At 68.9% G+C, this 18,729-nt stretch carries 17 protein-coding genes and 1 pseudogene; 8 read left to right on the top strand and 10 right to left on the bottom strand.

The window, feature by feature from the left end; genetic code table 11:
• Positions 1-4: 4 nt before the first annotated feature.
• Together F4559_RS03455 and F4559_RS03450 are read right to left on the bottom strand one after the other, a co-directional pair.
• Positions 5-1,105: a serine hydrolase domain-containing protein gene (locus F4559_RS03455; protein WP_246445066.1), complete on the bottom strand. Its 1,101-nt coding sequence runs from the start codon at positions 1,103-1,105 to the stop codon at positions 5-7.
• Between the two features lie 121 nt (positions 1,106-1,226).
• Positions 1,227-2,300 carry a serine hydrolase domain-containing protein gene (locus F4559_RS03450; RefSeq protein ID WP_184666121.1) on the bottom strand — a complete coding sequence of 358 codons (1,074 nt, stop codon included), beginning with the start codon at positions 2,298-2,300 and terminating at the stop codon, positions 1,227-1,229.
• 254 nt (positions 2,301-2,554) lie between these two features.
• Between F4559_RS03450 and F4559_RS03445 the strand changes: the two genes are divergently transcribed.
• Entirely contained in the window at positions 2,555-4,222 is a 1,668-nt protein-coding gene (locus tag F4559_RS03445) for a glycosyl hydrolase family 18 protein (RefSeq protein ID WP_184666120.1), read from the top strand.
• 208 nt (positions 4,223-4,430) lie between these two features.
• On the opposite strand, the gene rfbB is transcribed toward F4559_RS03445, so the two are convergent.
• Positions 4,431-5,429: a dTDP-glucose 4,6-dehydratase gene (gene rfbB, locus F4559_RS03440; protein WP_184666119.1), complete on the bottom strand. Its 999-nt coding sequence runs from the start codon at positions 5,427-5,429 to the stop codon at positions 4,431-4,433.
• Positions 5,430-5,497: 68 nt separating this feature from the next.
• Complete coding sequence (locus tag F4559_RS03435; RefSeq protein WP_312865462.1) at positions 5,498-7,252, bottom strand: M14 family zinc carboxypeptidase; 1,755 nt, start codon at positions 7,250-7,252, stop codon at positions 5,498-5,500.
• Positions 7,253-7,372: 120 nt separating this feature from the next.
• On the opposite strand from F4559_RS03435, the gene F4559_RS03430 reads away from it, so the two are divergent.
• On the top strand, positions 7,373-8,188 hold the full coding sequence (locus F4559_RS03430; RefSeq protein WP_312865461.1) for a MerR family transcriptional regulator: 816 nt from the start codon (positions 7,373-7,375) through the stop codon (positions 8,186-8,188).
• Here the strand turns inward: F4559_RS03430 and F4559_RS03425 are convergent.
• From F4559_RS03425 to F4559_RS03405, 5 genes are read right to left on the bottom strand one after another with little or no spacing between them, the layout of a single operon-like run.
• Positions 8,178-8,363 (bottom strand): DUF397 domain-containing protein, encoded by a 186-nt coding sequence (locus F4559_RS03425; protein WP_184666117.1) that lies wholly within the window; start codon positions 8,361-8,363, stop codon positions 8,178-8,180. The genes F4559_RS03430 and F4559_RS03425 overlap by 11 nt on opposite strands.
• Positions 8,360-8,545, bottom strand: coding sequence for a DUF397 domain-containing protein (locus F4559_RS03420; RefSeq protein WP_184666116.1), 186 nt, complete (start codon positions 8,543-8,545; stop codon positions 8,360-8,362). The genes F4559_RS03425 and F4559_RS03420 overlap by 4 nt, the downstream gene beginning before the upstream one ends.
• Positions 8,546-8,547: 2 nt before the next feature.
• A complete protein-coding gene (locus tag F4559_RS03415) occupies positions 8,548-8,730 on the bottom strand; it encodes a DUF397 domain-containing protein (protein WP_184666115.1) in 183 nt (60 codons plus the stop codon).
• A gap of 2 nt (positions 8,731-8,732) precedes the next feature.
• Complete coding sequence (locus F4559_RS03410; protein ID WP_184666114.1) at positions 8,733-8,915, bottom strand: DUF397 domain-containing protein; 183 nt, start codon at positions 8,913-8,915, stop codon at positions 8,733-8,735.
• 21 nt (positions 8,916-8,936) lie between these two features.
• Positions 8,937-9,797: a helix-turn-helix domain-containing protein gene (locus tag F4559_RS03405; RefSeq protein WP_246445065.1), complete on the bottom strand. Its 861-nt coding sequence runs from the start codon at positions 9,795-9,797 to the stop codon at positions 8,937-8,939.
• 116 nt (positions 9,798-9,913) lie between these two features.
• On the opposite strand from F4559_RS03405, the gene F4559_RS03400 reads away from it, so the two are divergent.
• A complete protein-coding gene (locus tag F4559_RS03400; RefSeq protein WP_184666112.1) occupies positions 9,914-10,132 on the top strand; it encodes a hypothetical protein in 219 nt (72 codons plus the stop codon).
• Between the two features lie 14 nt (positions 10,133-10,146).
• Here F4559_RS03400 and recD2 read toward each other — a convergent pair whose 3' ends face one another.
• Complete coding sequence (gene recD2 / locus F4559_RS03395; protein ID WP_184666111.1) at positions 10,147-12,327, bottom strand: SF1B family DNA helicase RecD2; 2,181 nt, start codon at positions 12,325-12,327, stop codon at positions 10,147-10,149.
• Between the two features lie 346 nt (positions 12,328-12,673).
• Between recD2 and F4559_RS36665 the strand changes: the two are divergent.
• The 5 genes and pseudogenes from F4559_RS36665 (at position 12,674) to F4559_RS03370 (ending at position 18,645) form a co-directional block, all read left to right on the top strand.
• Positions 12,674-13,419, top strand: a pseudogene (locus F4559_RS36665) (serine hydrolase domain-containing protein).
• A gap of 72 nt (positions 13,420-13,491) precedes the next feature.
• Entirely contained in the window at positions 13,492-14,163 is a 672-nt protein-coding gene (locus F4559_RS03385; protein WP_221447130.1) for a response regulator, read from the top strand.
• Positions 14,160-15,164, top strand: coding sequence for a HAMP domain-containing sensor histidine kinase (locus tag F4559_RS03380; protein WP_221448775.1), 1,005 nt, complete (start codon positions 14,160-14,162; stop codon positions 15,162-15,164). The genes F4559_RS03385 and F4559_RS03380 overlap by 4 nt, the downstream gene beginning before the upstream one ends.
• Positions 15,165-15,825: 661 nt before the next feature.
• Positions 15,826-17,415 (top strand): DUF4153 domain-containing protein, encoded by a 1,590-nt coding sequence (locus tag F4559_RS34750; RefSeq protein ID WP_312865460.1) that lies wholly within the window; start codon positions 15,826-15,828, stop codon positions 17,413-17,415.
• Positions 17,416-17,520: 105 nt separating this feature from the next.
• A complete protein-coding gene (locus F4559_RS03370; protein WP_184666109.1) occupies positions 17,521-18,645 on the top strand; it encodes a mechanosensitive ion channel family protein in 1,125 nt (374 codons plus the stop codon).
• The last annotated feature ends 84 nt before the right edge of the window (positions 18,646-18,729 follow it).

The following is an 18,729-nucleotide window of genomic DNA, read 5'->3' as shown; positions in this document are numbered from 1 at the left end:
CGGATCAGCAGAAGACCTCGTCGAACAGGTCCTGCTCACCGTCCAGCTCGCCCGGCCGCGGCGCGGTGTTCACCGACGCCAGCAGCTTGGCCTTGCGGTCGGACGACGTGTACATCGTGGTCAGGTACCCCGCGATGCCGCCGTTGTGGCCGATCACCGTCGTGCCGCAGTCCAACGTGAACACGTCGACGCCGAGCCCGTACTCGGGGCTGGCCTCGGTCGTCTTCAGCAGTTCGGCCTGCTGGGCGGGCTTGAGCAGCCGCCCGCCCACGAGCGCGTCGATGAACCGGCCCAGGTCGGCCGTGGTCGAGATGAGCTGACCGGCCGCGCCGGCGACCGACGCGTTCAGCTCGGTGATGTCCACGACCTGGTCGCCCGCGCCGACGTAGCCGTGCGCGTGCGGGCCGGGGATCGTGACCTGGTCGCCGGGCACGCTGGTGCCGGTGAGGCCGAGCGGGTAGAGGACGCGGCGCTTGACCTCCTCGCCCCAAGTACGACCGGTGACCTTCCGGATCACCAGACCGGCGACGGCGTAGTTGGTGTTCGAGTAGTTCCAGGACGTGCCCGGCTCGAAGTCCAACGGGTGCGCCGTCGCGAGCGCGATGACCTCCTCCGGCTCCCAGTGCTTGTACCGGATGGCCAGCTGACCGGCCGGGTCCCGAGGCAACGCGTTCGTGTAGTTGTACAACCCGCTCGTGTGCTGGAGCAGCTGACGCACGGTGATCCGGTCACCGTCCGGCAGCAGACCGGGCAGGTACCGCGCCACGGGCACGTCCAGCACGATCTTCCCCTCGCCCACGAGCTGCAACACCACGGTCGACACGAAGGTCTTGGTGATGCTGCCCGCCCGGAACCGGCCGTTCAGCGGCACGGGGTCGGGCCGGTCGAGCTGCGCCTTGCCACTGCGCGCGGTGAACTCGTGCCCCCGGTCGCCGATCCGGACCTGTACCCCCAGCGCGCCGTCGGCGGCCATCCGGTCGAGCGACTGCTGGACGATGCCGCGGTCGATCCGACCACTCTGCGTGTCGGCCGACGCGGGCACGACGGCACCCGCGACGGCGAGCCCCGCGGTGGCCGCGACGACGAGACTTCTGGTCCCCCTCAACGTCTACCTCCCTGTCGAACGTCGATGAACGCAGTGTCGCCGGAGGAATCCCGAAGTGACGATCATTCGGGTCCTTGATCACATTTCCGGCGAAGCGACCACCGAGTCCTCAGTGGACAGTTCAGCAGAACACCTCGTCCACGGCCTCTTTCCACCCGTCGGCGTTGCCGGCCTCCGGCGCGATGTTCGCCGAGAGCGCGAGTCGGGTCTTGGTGTCCCGCGAGCTGTAGAGCAGCGTGGCGAACCCGTCGATGCCGCCGGAGTGGCCCCAGATCGTGCCGCAGGAGGTCCCGAACGCGATGATCCCCAACCCGTACGCGGACGAGACCTCCGTGAGCTTGAGCAGTTCCGCCTGCTGCGCGGGCTTGAGGAGCTTGCCGTCGAGCAGGGCGTCGATGAACCGGTCCAGGTCGGCCGTGGTGGAGACCATGCTCCCGGCCGCGCCCGCGACGGACGGGTTCAGCCGCGTCACGTCGACCGTCTTGCCCTGCCACGTCGTGTAGCCGTGGGCGTGCGGTCCGGGGAGGTCGACCCGGTCGCCGGGCGCGGACGTGGTCCGCAGTCCGAGCGGGCGCGCGATGCGCCGCTCGACCTCGTCGCCCCACCACCGACCCGTGACCGCGGTGACGAGCAGACCCGCGACGACGTAGTTGGTGTTGGAGTAGGCCCACTTCTCACCCGGCTGGAAGTCCAACGGGTGCGAAGTGGACACCTCCACCGGCTCGATCTCGTCCCAGTGGCGGAACCTCTCGGCGGGGTCGCCGGACAACTCCCTCGTGTAGTCGTAGAGACCACTGGTGTGCTGAAGGATCTGACGCACCGTGATCCGGTCGCCGTCCGGCAGCAGGCCCGGCAGGTACCGCGACACGGGCGCGTCCAGGTCGACCCGACCCTCGCCCACGAGTTGCAGCACCACGGTCGACACGAACGTCTTCGTCACGCTGCCCACGCGGAAGCTCGCGTTGGTGGGCACCGGACCGGGTCGGTCCACGCGCGCGGTCCCGCTACGCATCGTGAACGAACGCCCGTTGTCGGAGACCCGGAGCAAGACGCCCTGGGCGCCCGTGCGGGCCATGTTGTCCAACGCCCGCTGCACCACGCCGCGGTCGATCCGGTCCGGCGCGGCGGTCGCGGTCCCCGCTGTGGTCGTGGCGGCCAATCCGATGGCGGCCACCGCGACGACGATTTTCCTCATCGACGTTCCTCCCTGGTCGTTGTCGATCCCAGGGAGCCTGTCGAGGACGACCGCGTACCGCATCGTCCGCAGGACTGGTTGTCACGTACGACTTGCGGACCACCCACCCTTAGTGGTCCCCCCGGCCTGGGAACGCTCCCAGAACCGGAATCACTAGGCCATTCGAGTGACATAGTGGTCTAGACCTTGTCTGGCTAGTGGTCTGAACCACATGGTGTTTCACACCCTGCACTCCTTTCCTGACAAGGAGCACGATGTCCAAGACTCGATGGCATCTCACTGCGCTGTTCGTGGCGGCGGCCACGGCCGCCGTGGGTCTCGTCGTGGCGCCCTCGGCGAGTGGCGCCGGCGGCGTCTCCGCCACGTTCACGAAGGGCTCCGACTGGGGCTCGGGTTACGAGGGCAAGTACACGATCAAGAACGGCTCCACGTCGGCCCTGACGTCGTGGACCGTCGAGTTCGACCTGCCCACCGGCCACAAGGTCGCGTCGGTCTGGGACGGCACCCAGACCACCAGCGGCCAGCACGTGACGGTGAAGAACACCTGGAACGGCAACATCGGGGCCGGCGCCTCGGTCAGCTTCGGCTTCAACGTGCAGTACTCGGGTGGGTTCACCGCCCCGCAGAACTGCAAGCTGAACAACGCCTCGTGCGACGCGGGTGGCAACCCGACCACGTCGACCACCACGACGACGACCACGACCACCACGACGACGAAGCCGACGTCGACCACGACGACGCCTCCGATCACCACGGACCCGACGGCGCCGACGACCACGACGACGACCGGCACCCCGCCGCCCCCCGGCCAGAAGAACCTGGGCTACTTCACCCAGTGGGGCGTCTACGGTCGCCAGTACTTCGTCAAGAACATCGTCACCAGCGGTTCCGCGGCGAAGCTGACGCACATCAACTACGCGTTCGGCAACGTCCAGGGCGGCAAGTGCACCATCGGTGACGCTTATGCCGACTACGACATGGCGTACACCACCGCCAACAGCGTGGACGGCGTCGCCGACACGTGGGACAACGGCGCGCTGCGCGGCAACTTCAACCAGCTGCGCAAGCTGAAGAAGATGTACCCGCACATCAAGGTGCTGTTCTCCTTCGGTGGTTGGACCTGGTCCGGCGGCTTCGGCCAGGCGGCCCAGAACCCGGCCGCGTTCGCCGAGTCGTGCTACCAGCTCGTCGAGGACCCGCGTTGGGCCGACGTGTTCGACGGCATCGACCTCGACTGGGAGTACCCGAACGCCTGTGGTCTGACCTGCGACACCACCGGCTTCTCGTCCCTGAAGACGCTGACCTCGGCCGTTCGCACCCGCTTCGGCGCGAACAACCTGGTGACCGCGGCCATCACGGCCGACGCGTCCAACGGTGGCAAGCTCGACCTGGCCGACTACGGCGGCACGGCGCAGTACCTCGACTGGTACAACGTCATGACCTACGACTTCTTCGGCGCGTGGGCGGCCAAGGGCCCGACGGCTCCGCACTCCCCGCTGACGGCGTACGAGGGCATCCCGCAGCAGGGCTTCAACACCGACGAGGCGCTGCAGAAGCTCAAGAGCAAGGGCGTTCCGGCGTCCAAGCTGCTCATCGGCATCGGCTTCTACGGCCGCGGCTGGACCGGCGTCACGCAGGCCACCCCCGGCGGCACCGCGACCGGTGCGGCGCCCGGCACGTACGAGGCGGGCATCGAGGACTACAAGGTCCTCAAGACGAAGTGCCCGAGCACCGGCACCATCGCCGGCACCGCGTACGCGTTCTGCGGTGGCAACTGGTGGAGCTACGACACCCCCGCCACCATCGGCGGCAAGATGACGTACGCCAAGCAGCAGGGTCTGGGCGGCGCGTTCTTCTGGTCGCTCGACGGTGACACCACCAACGGCGAGCTGGTCACCGCGATCAGCAACGGCCTGAAGTAACAACCGCAAGAAGGCAACGCTCTTGTAGCACAGCCGCGTGAGAACCGAAGGGACCGATGCGGGCGTCTCCCCCGCATCGGTCCCTTCGCCTTTCCCGGAAGACATCAGGGAAGAACCCCGGTACCACCACGACTCACGGTGCCCGAGTGCACATTTCGCAGTGCCTGAACGCACAACTCGCGGTGTCTGAACGCATAACTCGCGAAACTCAGGTCCAGGACGACTCGACCACCGGGCTGCGATCACGCAGCGGCTCCCACCAGGACCGGTTCGAGGCGTACCACCGGATGGTCTCCCGAACCCCCTCCTCGAACGACACCGACGGCTCCCACCCCAACTCCCGCCGGATCTTCGACGAGTCCAACAGGTACCGCCGATCGTGACCCGGCCGGTCCGGCACGGTCTCCTTCAAGGACAGGGGCAACCCCAACTCCGACAGCACCAGATCGGCGATCTGCGAGACGCTGGCCTCGACCCCGGTCCCCACGTGGTACGTCTCCCCCACCACACCACGGTCCAACACAGCCGAGATCGCCCGGCAGTGGTCCAGGGCGTGCACCCACTCCCGCCGGTTCTCGGCGGAGGCGTACACCGGCAACGCCCGCCCGTCCAACGCGTACGTGGTGAACAACGGCAACACCTTCTCCGGGAACTGGTGCGACCCGTAGTTGTTGGCGCAGTTCGTGATCGTCACCGGCAACCCGAACGTCTCGTAGTACGCCCGCACCGCGTGATCCGCCCCGGCCTTGCTCGCGTTGTACGGCGTCCGCGGCCGATACGGTGACGCCTCCGTGAACGCCGACGTGGCGTCCAGATCCAGATCCCCGTACACCTCACAAGTCGAGATGTGGTGGAACCGCGAAACCCCCACCCGTCTACAGGACTCCAGCAACGACTGCGTCCCCAGCACGTTGGTCCGGAAGAACCGCCCGGGATCGAGCACCGCGAGACTGTTGTGCGACTCGGCCGCGAAGTTCACCACGGTGGTGACACCGTAAGAAGCCAGAACCTTCTCCACCACACCGGAATCCCCGATGTCCGCGTGGACGAACTCGATCCGCGACCGCACGTCGGCCAGGTTGGTCTCGGTCCCCGCGTAGGTCAACGCGTCCAACGCGACCACCCGCTCGTCGGGACGCGTCGACACCCGGTGCCGAACGAAGTGCGATCCGATGAACCCGGCGGCGCCGGTCACAAGCAAGGTCATATCGCACACTACCGGCGGACGCCCCGCGGAGGGGCGCCCGCCGGCCGGAGAAGATCACCCGGAGGGTGTCACACCGTCAGGCTCCAGGAGTCCAGGAACCCGCTGTCCGTCACGTACACGTCCTGCACCCGCAACTGCCAGGCCCCGTTCCGGGCCTTGCCACCGAGATCCACCGTGTAGGTCGTGTCGATGTCGTCGGCGCTGTCGTTGCCCTGCGACTTCAACCGGTGCGCGGTGCCGTCCGGCGCCACGAGATCCAGCACCAGGTCACCCCGGTACGTGTGCTTGATGTGGACCTCGACCTGCGAGGAGGCCGAAGCCGTCCCCGTGCACCCCGCCACCGTGATCGTGCTCGTCACCGACGCGCCGCCGTCCGGGATCTGCACGTCGGCGTCGTTGGTCTGCTTCGCACAGGTACCCGGGTTCGGAGTCCCGCCACCGTACGGAGAAGCGGCCTTCTTGGCCGAGTACAGCAACATCGGCTTGACCTTCGGCCAGAACGTCCCGGCCTGGCACGAGTACGCGGGCAGGAACCCGCTGCACGTACCCGACGAAGGCCCGATCTCCCACACGAAGCTGGCCACGCCCAAAGCGTCATACACCCAGTCGTCCGTCGCACCGGCCGCGTTGTAGAGCACCTCGCCCGGCTGCCCGTACCGCCACCCGCCGGCCATCGTCGCCAGGTCCTTGGCCATCGACCGCAACGGCGCGTCGTTGCCCGACTTGTACTGCGTGGTCCAGCCCCACGGGAACAGCACCAGGTTCGAGTAGCTGTGCATCGACAGCACGATGCCCGTGGTGTCGGCCGGCGCGGCGTCCGTCGGCCCGGTGCCCCGGCGGTCCTTGTACAGGTTCTTCCACAACGCCTGGAGGGCCCGCGTCTCGACCTCGGAGTTGGCCGACGGCCCCTTGTACGTCTCCGCGCACGGGCTGGACGACGTCCCTTCGCCACCCCAGTGCGAGTCGGTGTTCCGGTTGAGGTCGATGCCCACATGGCTGCCCGACGTCCCCGAGCACGACGCACCGTTCGTGGTGTTCGCGTTCTTGCGCTGGTAGCGCGGCGAGTTGCCGCCCTGCTGCACGATGTTCACGCCGTCCGGGTTCGCGATCGGCACGACCCAGAACTCGGTCGTGTCGAGCAACGCGGTCACCTCGGGGTCGGTGCCGTAGCCCTGGGTGAGGTGGTCGATCCACCGGTAGGCCACGTCGCCGGTCGTGATCTCACGGGCGTGCAACTGGCCCATGACGAAGAAGCGGGGCTTGGGCGCGTTGGTGTTCAACGCGCAGTCGCCCGCGTTCTTCTTGGTGATGCAGATGGCGCGCAGGTCGTACCCGCCCGAGCCCTGGGTCTTCTTCCACGAGTCGCCGTAGTCGACCAGGGAGGTCAGGTTGGGGTACTGCGAGGCGACCTGGTCGAGGTGCGCCCACTGCGCGTTGATCGTCCGGTAGCCGCCGTAGTACGTCTCCTCGGCACTGGTCCTGGCCTGGGCCTTGGCCGACGGCGGCTCCCAGGTCGGCGCGGGCAGCACCTCGTCCACGACGGCGGTGTAGCCGGCCTGCTTCAGGTCCTGGCCGGTGTTCGCACCGCCGAGCACGAACAGGTAGTCGCCGTCCCGGTCCTCGAGCACGTCGAAGCCCTTGGCGAACAGCGCCTTGGTCGACGTGCCGAGCGGGGCGTGCACCTTGTAGACGTACGTGGGACCGGGTTGGGCGACAGCGGTGTCCGGCGTCGGCCCGGCGTTCCCGGGTACGCCACCCACGGCGACGGCAGCCGCCGCGAGTGCTGTCACGGCCAGTGTCACCAGGGTTCTTCTGGATTTCACGGCAGTTCCTCCTAGGCAGGGTCGTGCAGAAGGATGGGGCCTGGTGAAGCCGTCTGCACACCCGCCGAAGGGCCGGAACAGTTGACCTTGTCCCTGGGTCAGGCACCATCGTCACTCCGCGTGGAGGATGTGCCCGTGATGTCCATCGGCGAGTTCGCCCGACGGTCCCGACTGTCACCCAAAGCGCTACGTCTGTACGAACGGCAAGGACTGCTCGTACCGACGGCGGTCGACCCGGTGACGGGCTACCGGAGCTACGCGGAAGACCAACTGGACGCGGCCCGGCTGATCGGCCGACTACGTCGGCTCGACATGCCGTTGGCCGTGGTCGGCGCGGTGCTCGCCGCCCCGGCGGACGCCCGCGCGGACCTGGTCGCCGAGTACTGGGCGGCGGTCGTCCGGCGCATCGCGGTCCAGAGCGACCTCGCGGCATACCTCCGCTCCATGCTGTCCGAAGGGAAAGGGTTGTCAGCCATGTACGAGGTGTCTTCCCGCGCGGTACCCGATCAGGTGGTTTTGACCGAGCAACGACACATCCGGCAGCCGGAGCTGTCGGGGTGGATCGGGGCCGCGATGAGCCGCCTGTTCACGACCGCGCTGACCGACGGCGGCCCGTCCGGCTCGCCGTTCGTGATCTACCACGGCGAGGTGACGGAGGACAGCGACGGCCCGGTCGAGGTCTGCGTGCCCGTCGCACGGGAGGTGGCCGGCACGCCGTCACGCGTCGAGCCGGCCCACACCGAGGCGTTCGTACGCCTGCGCAAGCGCGAGGTCAGGTACCCGCAGATCCTGGGCGCGTTCGACGCCGTGGCCACGTGGGTGACCGACCAGGGCCATCCGCTGACCGAGGCGCCGCGCGAGGTCTACTTCGCGGACTGGGAGAAGATCGGCCCGGACGACCCGGCCTGCGACATCGCCCTGCCGTTCAAGCCCTGACCCGAGCCACAAAGGCCCGAAACGCCGCGTCCGGAAAGGCGATGTGCCCACCGGACCGGTGTTTCGTGTCCCGCACCGCAACGAAGCCAGGCACCTGCGCCACCTCGACACAGGTGCCGTTGGCCTCGGTGTACGACGAGGTCTTGAAGCTCGCGGCCGTGAAGTCGGGAGTCATCGACGCACCCCATTCAAGAACGCCTGGAAAGCCCTGGGCGGCACACTGATGTGCCCGCCCGAACGATACTTCGTATCCCGGACCGCCACGTAGCCGGAAAGTCGAGCCACTTCGACACACGTGCCGGCGTTCTCGGTGTAGGACGAGGTCTTGAAGATCGAATCCGGAAGATCGGGAGCCATGCTCAACGCACCCCTTGCAAGAAGGCCCGAAAGGCGTCGACAGGGAAGCTGATGTGCCCACACGCCCGATGTTTCGTGTCCCGCACCGCCACGAAGCCGGGCACGCGGCCCACCTCGACACAGGTGCCGTTGTCCTGGGTGTAGGTGGAAGTCTTGAAGATGGCGGTCGAGAAGTCGCGGACCATGATCAACGCAGACCCTTCAGGAAGGCGCCGAATGCCTTGTCGGAGAAGCTGATGTGCCCGACCGACCGATGTTTGGTGTCCCGCACAGCAGCGAAACCGGGCACTCGTGCCACCTCGACACAGGTGCCGTTGCCATCCGTACGGGTCGACGTCTTGAAGGTGGCGGTGGAGAAGTCCGGCCTCATGTCGGAACCACCCTTCCTTGGTCAGGCGTACTGCTGAGCCACGCCGTGGATGAACCTCCTCGATTGTTCCAGGCCGAGGGCATCCGCCGTCAGCCTGCTCCAGGCGGTCGAGTAGTCGGCCACCTCGACATCACCGTCGAGGTAGTCCGCGTCGTGGAGGTTCTCCACGTAGACCATGTTCAACGGTGGAGCCGAGGTGGGCGCCGGCACCCGCAGCATGGTGAAGCTGAAGGGTGTACCGCCACTCACCGCCGAATCGAATGGCAGCACCTGGATTCGCACATTCCGCCGCCGGGACAACTGCTCCAAATGCCCCAGCTGGGCATGCATGATCAAATTCCCGCCGAACATCCTCCGCAGGCAACTCTCACTCAGGACGAACGCGGCCTCGGCGGGCCTCTGGCGGAACAAGACCTCCTGCCGCTCCAACCTGGTCGCCACGATGTCGTCGACACTGAACGACTCGGTGCGGAAGTGTCGGGCCAGCGCCGCCCGCATGTAGTCCTCGGTCTGAAGCAGGCCGGGAACCATCTCGATGCCGTAGTGCTGGATCAGGTCCGAGTCGACCTCGAAGTCGTAGTAGGGCCGCTGCTGGAGCGGGACGATCGAACGGTGGCCCGACCACCGGCCCCGTTGACTCCGGGTCCGCGCGAGATCGACGATCTCGGACTTCTGCTCGTCGGTGTGCACGTCGTAGCGGTCCAGCAACATCTTCGCGTCGCCCGGTGTCAGCCCCTCGCGGCCCTTCTCCATCTTGGTCACGCGCGTGGTGTCACGCCCCAGAAGCTTGGCCACCTCACGGGGTTCGACACCCGCTCTGAGCCGGGCCTCGCGCATGTAGATCGACAAGAACTTCAACCGCACAGTGGGCGTGAGGGGCATCCAATTCATCCGATCGAGTCAATTGCTCCGCAGCAGTTGCATCGTCAACTCGCAACCGTCAGCCTAGCAATCACTCGGGCCGCTCGTCGCCCATCACCACCCGAAAGGGGACACCAATGGCATTTGAACAGCGCGAATGGTTGTTGCGCTGCACGGACAAGGACGAATCGCTCGCCACCTGTTCGATCGAAGTCAGCGCCGGCCGCGTCGAAGTCTGGGCCCAGGACCGGGCCATGATCGGACTCTCCGGCACCGAGATCGTGCACTTCCGCACCGCCCTCGACGACGCGATCGCCCGCGCCGGCCGTGACCGCGCGGAAGTCGCCCAGGGTTGATCGAGCCCGACTGATCAAGACCCGAGGCGTCGGGCGAGTCGGTGGTCCAGTGCCGTGTGGCGTCGTCCGGCGCCCACGGTGCGGACCGCCTGCCCGATGGCCCGCCGCGACCCCACCAGCACCACGACCTTCTTGGCCCGCGTCACCGCCGTGTACAGCAGGTTCCGCTGCAACATCATCCACGAGCTGGTCGTGATTGGAATGACCACGCACGGGTACTCACTGCCCTGTGAGCGGTGAATCGTCATGGCGTAAGCGTGGGTCAGCTCGTCCAGCTCGCCGAATTCGTAGTGCACATCCTCGTCCTCGTCCGTCCGGACCGTCAGCCGCTGCTCCACCGGGTCGATTCCGGTGACCACGCCCAACGTCCCGTTGAACACACCGTTCTCGCCCTTGTCGTAGTTGTTGCGGACCTGCGTGACCTTGTCCCCCACCCGGAACACCCGGCCGCCGAACCGGCGCTCGGGAAGGTCCGGTTTGGACGGTGTCAACGCCTCCTGCAACTCGGTGTTCAACGCGCCCGCACCCGCCGGACCCCCGCGCATCGGTGCGAGCACCTGGATGTCCGTACGCGGCTTGAACCCGAACTTGCGCGGCAGGCGGTTGGCGACGACGTCGACCGTCACCTTCGCGGCGTCCTCCGACTCCTCGACCGCGAACAGGAAGAAGTCCTGGAGTCCCTGCACGATCGGGATTTCGCCCGCGTTGATGCGGTGCGCGTTGGTGACCACGCCGGATTCCTGCGCCTGCCGGAACACGTGCGTCAGCCGTACGCTCGGGATCGGCCCGCCTTCCGCCAGCACGTCGCGCAGCACCTCACCCGCACCCACCGACGGCAACTGGTCGACGTCGCCCACGAGCAACAGGTGCGCGCCGGGCGCGACTGCCTTGGCCAACTTGTTGGCCAGCAACAGGTCCAGCATCGAGGCTTCGTCGACGACCACGAGATCCGCGTCCAACGGCCGGTCGCGGTCGAACGCCGCGTCCCCGCCCGGCTTCAGCTCCAACAACCGGTGCACGGTCCGCGCCTCGTGACCCGTCAACTCCGTGAGCCTCTTCGCGGCCCGACCCGTCGGCGCGGCGAGCACGACCTTCGCGCCCTTCGCCACCGCCAACCGCACGATCGACCGCACGGTGAAGCTCTTGCCGCAGCCCGGCCCACCCGTGAGCACGGCGACCTTGCGCGTCAACGCCAGCTTTACGGCCTCTTGCTGCGCGTCGGCGAGCGAAGCACCGAGCCAGGCATAGGCACGGTCCCACGACACCGACGCGAACGCCGACAGCCGGTCGTCGGGAGCGTTGAGCAGCCGCGACAGCTGGGCGGCGAGTGACACCTCGGCGCGGTGGAACGGGTTGAGGTAGATGCCGACTTCCCCGTCCGGCATGACCTCGCGCGTCACGCCCTCCTCCGTGATCAACTCGGCCAGGCACTCGATGACCAGGCCCGCGTCGACCTGGAGGATCTTGATCGCGGCGCCGATGAGTTCGTTCTCGGGCAGGAAGCAGTTGCCGTTCCCGGTCGCCTCGGACAGCGTGAACGCCAGCCCGGCCTTCACCCGCTGCGGGCTGTCGTGCGGAATACCCACCGCTTTGGCGATGGTGTCGGCGGTCTTGAAGCCGATTCCCCACACGTCGGCCGCGAGCTTGTAGGGCTCTTCCTTGACGACCTCGATCGCCTTGTCCGTGTACTGCTTGTAGATCCGCACGGCCAGCGACGTCGACACCCCGACGCCCTGGAGGAAGATCATGACCTCCTTGATCGCCTTCTGCTCCTCCCACGCGTCGGCGATCAGCTTGGTGCGCTTGGGCCCCAGCTTGGGGACCTCGATCAGGCGTTCCGGCGTCCGCTCGATGACGTCGAGCGCGTCCACGCCGAAGTGCATCACGATCTTGTCCGCCAACACCGGCCCGATGCCCTTGATCAGCCCGGACCCCAGGTACCGGCGGATGCCCTGGATCGTCGCGGGCAACACCGTCGAGTAGTCGTCGACGTGGAATTGCCGCCCGTACTGGGGATGCGAACCCCAACGTCCGCGCATGCGGATCGACTCGCCCGGCTGCACGCCCAGCAACGACCCGACCACGGTGACCAGATCCCCGCCCCGCCCCGGGTCGACCCGCGCGACCGTGTACCCGGTCTCCTCGTTGGCGAAGGTGATCCGTTCCAGGACCGCGTCGAGGACCGAATCGCTCACCCGACCACCCTAGGGTGCGGTTTTCCCCAGCGGACCGGGTGGTCGTCCTCATGGTCGGTCCCGGCCGACGTCCCTGGCGTCGATCCGGTGATGATCAAGACTTTGGCGCTGGTGGCGTCCCTGGTCGCCGTCCCCGCCGGGCAACCGGATTCCTGGATCGTCGACCGCCACGCCTCGTCCGCCCTGATGCGGGTGGAGGACGGCACGACGACCTCGACGCACGCGGCGGGCGCGGCCCGCGTGGACGGGCACTTCCGCATCGGCAGCGTGACCAAGACCTTCGTCGCCACCGTCCGACGAAGGCCGGGTCGCGCTCGACGACCCGGTCTCCCACTACGTCCACGGCGTGCCGAAAGGCGACGTGATCACCGTGCGGCAGATCCTCGACCACACCAGCGGCCTCTACGACTACGCCCACGAACCGCACCTGTCGACCAACCGCCGGCGCGGAACCGCCCGATTCCGCTCCTACCAGCCCCGCGAACTGCTCGACGTCGCCTTCGGCCACCCGTCGAACTTCGAGCCCGGCACGGACTGGCGGTACTCCAACACCAACTACGTCGTGGCCGGACTGCTGATCGAGCAGTCACCGGTCGGCCCTATGGCGCGGAGATCACCCGACGCATCCTCGAACCCCTGGGCCTGCGGCACACCAGCGTGCCCGGCGACCGGCCGGGACTGCCCCGTCCGCACGCCCGCGGCTACGTCGAGGTCGACGGACGCCTGGTCGACGCCACCCTCATGAACCCCTCGCTGGACTGGGCGGCCGGCGAGATGACCTCCACGGCCGACGACCTGAGCCGGTTCCTCGACGCCCTGCTCGGGGGTCGGCCCACCAGCCCCGCCGCCCTCGCCGCCATGCGCACCACCCGGCCGACCGGTTCGCTCTTCGCCTACGGCCTGGGCCTGCAACGCTTCGACCTGCCCTGCGGCCGGTCGGCGTGGGGCCACGGCGGCGAACTGGTCGGCTACCTCATCTACGCCCTGCGTGACGACGACGGCGAACGCGCGGTCCTGTCCTATGACCCCCTGCCGGGCGGCGTGCCCGGCGAGTCGCTCGCCACGCTGTTCAGCACCGTGTACTGCCCGTAGCGGGTCGTTTCGTCCACAGGATGTTCACAACTCGCGCGCGGGGTCTCCACGTGCCGCGCATACGCTCGCCCCATGACGACGCGACGGGTCCTCGTGGTCGAGGACGACCTCACCATCGCCGAGTCGGTCGCCGCACGCCTGCGTGCCGAGGGGTTCGAGGTGGCGGTCGCGCACGACGGGCCGGCCGCCGTGAAGGCCGCCGACGACTTCGTGCCGGACCTGGTCGTGCTCGACGTGATGCTGCCCGGCTTCGACGGTCTCGAAGTGTGTCGGCGCCTGCACGCCGTGCGACCGGTGCCCGTGTTGATGCTCACCGCGCGTGGCGACGAGACCGATCTGCTGGTCGGGCTGGCGGTCGGCGCGGACGACTACCTCACCAAGCCGTTCTCGATCCGGGAACTGGCGGCGCGGGTGCACGCCCTGCTGCGGCGCGTCGACCGGGTGTCGGCCGCGCGGCGGATCACGCTCGCCGACCTGGAGATCGACCTGACCGAACGGCGGGTGCAGCGCGGCGGCATCGAGGCCAGGCTCACGCCGACCGAATTCCAACTGCTCGTGCACCTGGCCGAACGGCCGCGGGCCGTGCAATCGCGGGAACGCCTGCTCAGCGAGGTGTGGGGATGGCAGGACGGCATGGGGACGCGGACCGTGGACAGCCACGTGAAGGCGTTGCGGCGCAAGCTCGGCACCGACCTGATCCGCACGGTGCACGGGGTCGGCTACGCGCTGGAGGTACCGCGGTGACCTCGGCGGTCGAGAAGGTCTCGTACTGGCTGCCCAGGCCGCTGGACCCCGTGCGGTCGATCAAGCTGAAGCTCGGGCTCGCGCTGGTGGGGTCGGGCCTGGCCGCGTTCGGGTACTTCCGCTACCAGGCCGGGTGGTTGCCGACGCGGACGACCCTGGCCGCGATGGTGGTCGGACTGGTGACGTCCCAGTTCCTGGCGCACGGGATGACGCGGCCGTTGCGCGAGATGACGGCGGCGGCCCGCGCCATGCGGCGCGGCGACTACTCGCGTCGGGTGCGGGCCACGTCACGGGACGAGGTCGGCGAGCTGGCCGGGGCGTTCAACCAGATGGCGGCGGACCTGTCGGCCGCCGACCGGCAGCGGCGCGAACTGATCGCCAACGTGTCGCACGAGCTGAAGACGCCGATCACGGCGTTGCAGAACGTGCTGGAGAACATCATCGACGGCGTGTCCCAGCCCGACACGTTGCGCACGGCGTTGGCCCAGACGGAACGCCTGGGTCGCCTCGTCACCGAACTGCTCGACCTCTCCCGGATCGACGCCGGAGCGCACCCGCTGGACCTGGCGGAATTCGACGTGGAGGAGTTCCTGGCGGCGGTCGTCGCCGAGGCTTCGGTCTCGGCGCAGCGGGCCCGGTTCACGGTTTCGGTGAGTCCGCCGGGCGCCACCGCGGTCGGCGACCGCGCACGGTTGCACCAGGTGGTCGCGAACCTGCTGGACAACGCGGACCGGCACAGTCCGCCCGGTGGCGAGGTGCGGGTGCGGGCGTCGGTGGGGACCGAACTCGTGCTGGAGGTCTCCGACGACGGGCCGGGCATCGCGCCCGAGGACCGCGAGCGGGTGTTCGAGCGCTTCACACGGGGCGGCCGGGCGGCGGGCGGCGGGACCGGCCTGGGGCTGAACATCGCGCGGTGGGTCGTCGACCTGCACGGCGGCACGATCCGGGTGGTCGACGCCCCCGGCTGCGTGATCCGCGCGGTCCTCCCCGCCCTGGGCTGACCCCGGACGGCTTCGGGTCGAACCTGCTCGAAGCCGGAACCGCAAGCGCGGCAAGCGAAGCCGGGAAATGCGCGCGCGAAAGGCGGGCGGTGAAGTGCCGCCCCCGAATCGATCCAACCACGACGGACCGCCGGTTCCGGCGGTGATTCCGCGTGCCTGTGGACAACTCGACTGCCTGTGGACAACCCGGTCGCCGGGTGTCCACGCCTGCCTTGGAGGCGACCAGATGCGTGACGACCGACGGACTCCGGACGACCCGCCGGGGTCGGACCCGTTGCCCGGCATGGAATCCGACCACGATCCCCGAACCGTTCACGGCACGGGAACGAACCCCGGACGCGAGACGCGAACGGACTCCGTGCACACCCCTGTGTCGAGTTCCGAATCCGGTACCGGGGCCGTGCACACGACCGATTCCCGTACCTCCGACGACGACGGAGGCCCGGCCGCGTACACCCGCGCAGACACGAGGGGTGCGCGGGTGCGCGGTCGGGATGACGTCGCCGGGCACCGTGACGACGACACGCCCACCGACGACGTGAAGCACCGGTCGGACGACGTCGCGGGTGATGCTTCCGGGGAAGGCGCACCGGGGCGAAACGCCGACGTGCCAAGCGATCGGACCGGTGAAGGCACGACTGCCGACGGCAGTGCGGACACCGTGCCAAGCAAGCCGGCCGGGAACAGTGCGGCTGTCGGCGGCGGCGCGGAGATCGGGTCTGGTGACCGAGCCGGTACGGCAGCGGCGACCGGGACCGACGCGGACACCGTCGGCGAGCCCGGCACGGGCTCGCCCGGCGGTTGCACCGACAGTGCCACCGATGAAAGCAACAGTGCCGCCCGCACCGGGCCGGTGGTGGTCGTACCGCCACCGTCACCACCCGGCCGCCGGGACCCCGAAGCCGGTGAACCGGGCTACCGCTCACCCGGACAGGTCCTCGCCCTCGCCGCGATCGGCGGGGTGGCGGCGGCCGTAGCCGTGCCGCTGGACCGCCCGGGAATCGGGTGGGTACTGACCTCGCTCGTCCTGTTCGCCTTGGTGCGCAAGGTGAACTACGTGTGGGCCACGCTGTGCGTGTCGCTCCTGGCCATCGGCGCGCTCCACGACGCGAGTTGGTTGTTCGTGCTGTGCGTGATCGGCGCGTTCGCGGCCGGGTCGCTGGCGGTCGCGCGCGGGACCTCCGGGTTCTCGCTGCTGGTCGGGGCGCTCGCCGTGCCGATCTCGTCCTTCCGCGCGCTGCCGTGGCTGGCCCGGCGCGGACCTCGGGACGCCACGTCGCGGTTCGTCCGCCCGGTGCTGCTCACCGCCCTGCTGCTGGCGATCTTCGTCCCGCTGTTCGCCTCCGCCGACCCGGACTTCGCCGCCCTGCTCGACGCCGTCGTGCCGGACGTGGGCGGCGGCACGATCTTCGTGTTCCTGACCGCCGCGGCGATCGTCATCGGGTCCTGCTTCGTGCTCGTGCGACCGATCGTGCCGCTGGAGACACCGTCCCGCCGCCGCGCCCTGCCCCGCGACTGGGCGATCCCGGTCGGCGCGCTGGTGCTGGTGTTCGCGGCTTTCGTCGGCGTGCAGATCGGGACGTTCTTCGGCGGCACGGCCCACGTCATGACCACCGCCGACCTCACGTTCGCCGACTACGCGCGCGGCGGGTTCTGGCAACTGCTGGCCGTCACCGTGCTCACGCTCGTCGTGATCACCGTGACCGCGCAGGCCGCCCGGATCGACACCGCGACCGACCGGCTGTGGTTCCGGGGCCTGCTCGGCACGTTGAGCGTGCTCACGCTGGTGGTCGTCGCGTCCGCGCTGACGCGCATGTGGGCTTACCAACAGGCGTACGGGTTCACGGTGCTGCGAGTTCTGGTCACGACGATCGAACTGTGGCTCGGCGGTGTCTACCTGCTGGTGCTCGCCGCCGGGATCAGGCTCTCCGGCGCCTGGCTCGCCCGTGCGGTCACCGTGACCGCCATGGTCGCGCTGCTCGGCCTGGCCGCGCTCGACCCGGAGCGGTACGTCGCGGACCGCAACGTCGACCGCTGGCAGGCCACCGGCGTCATCGACCTGCGCTATCTCGCCGACCTGTCCGACGACGCCGTGCCCGCGTTCGCGCGGCTCCCGACGGTGTTCAGGGCGTGCCTGTCCGAACGCCGACCCGAGACCCCGGCCGACGGTTGGCGCGAGTGGAACCTCAGCCGGCACCGCGCCCGGGTCATGCCCCACGACGAGCCGCCGTGCATCCACCCGATCGGCTGATCCGGGGCGTGGCGAAGGTCGCACCACCGCCGGTACACGGCTGAACCGCGACCGTCCGGGGTACAGGAGGACGTCCCGCCCGCTCCCGGAGGAGGTGCCCGTCCCGTGCTCGCGCCCGTCACGATCATCGGATCGGTGCTGGTCGCCGTCCTGCTCGTCACGCTGCTGCACCGGGCGATCCAGCGGATCGGCCGCCGCTCGGACCTGTTCGCCACCCTCGCGGCGCACGCGCACAAACCCGCGCTCACCGTCGCCGTCCTGGCCGCCGTGCGCACGTCGCTCGCGTGGACCGTCGAAGCGTCGTGGCTGCCCGCCGTGCAACACGCGATCGGCATCGCCCTGATCCTGGCCGGCGCGTGGCTGCTCGCCGCGCTACTGGTCGTACTCGAAGACGCGATGCTGTCGCGGATCCGGGTCGACGTGTCGGACAACCGGCACGCCCGTCGCGTGCACACGCAGGTCACGCTGGTGCGCCGGGTGACCGTGGTCATCGTCGGCGTGCTGGCGGCGGCGGCCGTGCTGATGACCTTCCCGGCCGTGCGGGTGGTGGGCACGAGCCTGCTGGCATCGGCCGGCGTGATCGGTGCGATCGCGGCGCTGGCCGCGCAGTCGTTGCTGGGCAACGTGTTCGCGGGCATCCAGATCGCGTTCAGCGACGCGTTGCGGCTCGACGACGTGCTCGTGGTGGAGGACCGGTGGGGACGCGTCGAGGACATCACGCTCACCTATGTCGTCGTGCAGCTGTGGGACGACCGCCGGCTGATCCTGCCCACGTCGTACTTCCTGACCAAGCCGTTCGAGAACTGGACGCGCACGCAGTCCGCGCTGCTGGGCACCGTGGAGCTGGACGTCGACTGGACCGTGCCCGTCGAGGACCTGCGGCAGGAGCTGCGCCGGGCCCTGGAGGGCAACGACCTGTGGGACGGCCGGGTCTGCGTCGTGCAGGTGACCGGTGCCGTCGAGTCGTTCGTGCGGGTGCGTGCGCTGGTGAGCGCGGTCGACGCCGGCCGGCTGTGGGACCTGCGCTGCCTGGTCCGCGAGCACCTGGTGAACTGGCTGCGCGACCACCACGCCGGCGCGTTGCCGCAGGTCCGGGTGCGGGAGCTGCCGCGCACGGCGAACCGGGAGGCGCCGAGCCTGCCCGAGCAGGGATCGGACAACCGGGTGTTCGGGGAGAGCCTCGACGGGCAGGAGCGGGTGCAGGCGTTCAGCGGTCCGGATCAGCGTTAGTAGGGCTTTGTTAGGTGCTGTTGACTTGCGGTTTTTGTGGGGTGGTTGTGGCCTGGAGGGGTCGTCGGCAGGTGTGACAGACGC

It is taken from the genome of Saccharothrix violaceirubra (genome assembly GCF_014203755.1).
In the GTDB taxonomy this organism is placed as follows: domain Bacteria; phylum Actinomycetota; class Actinomycetes; order Mycobacteriales; family Pseudonocardiaceae; genus Actinosynnema; species Actinosynnema violaceirubrum.
Note: the sequence above shows the minus strand (reverse complement) of the source record. Positions and strands in the feature narration are given on the sequence as shown.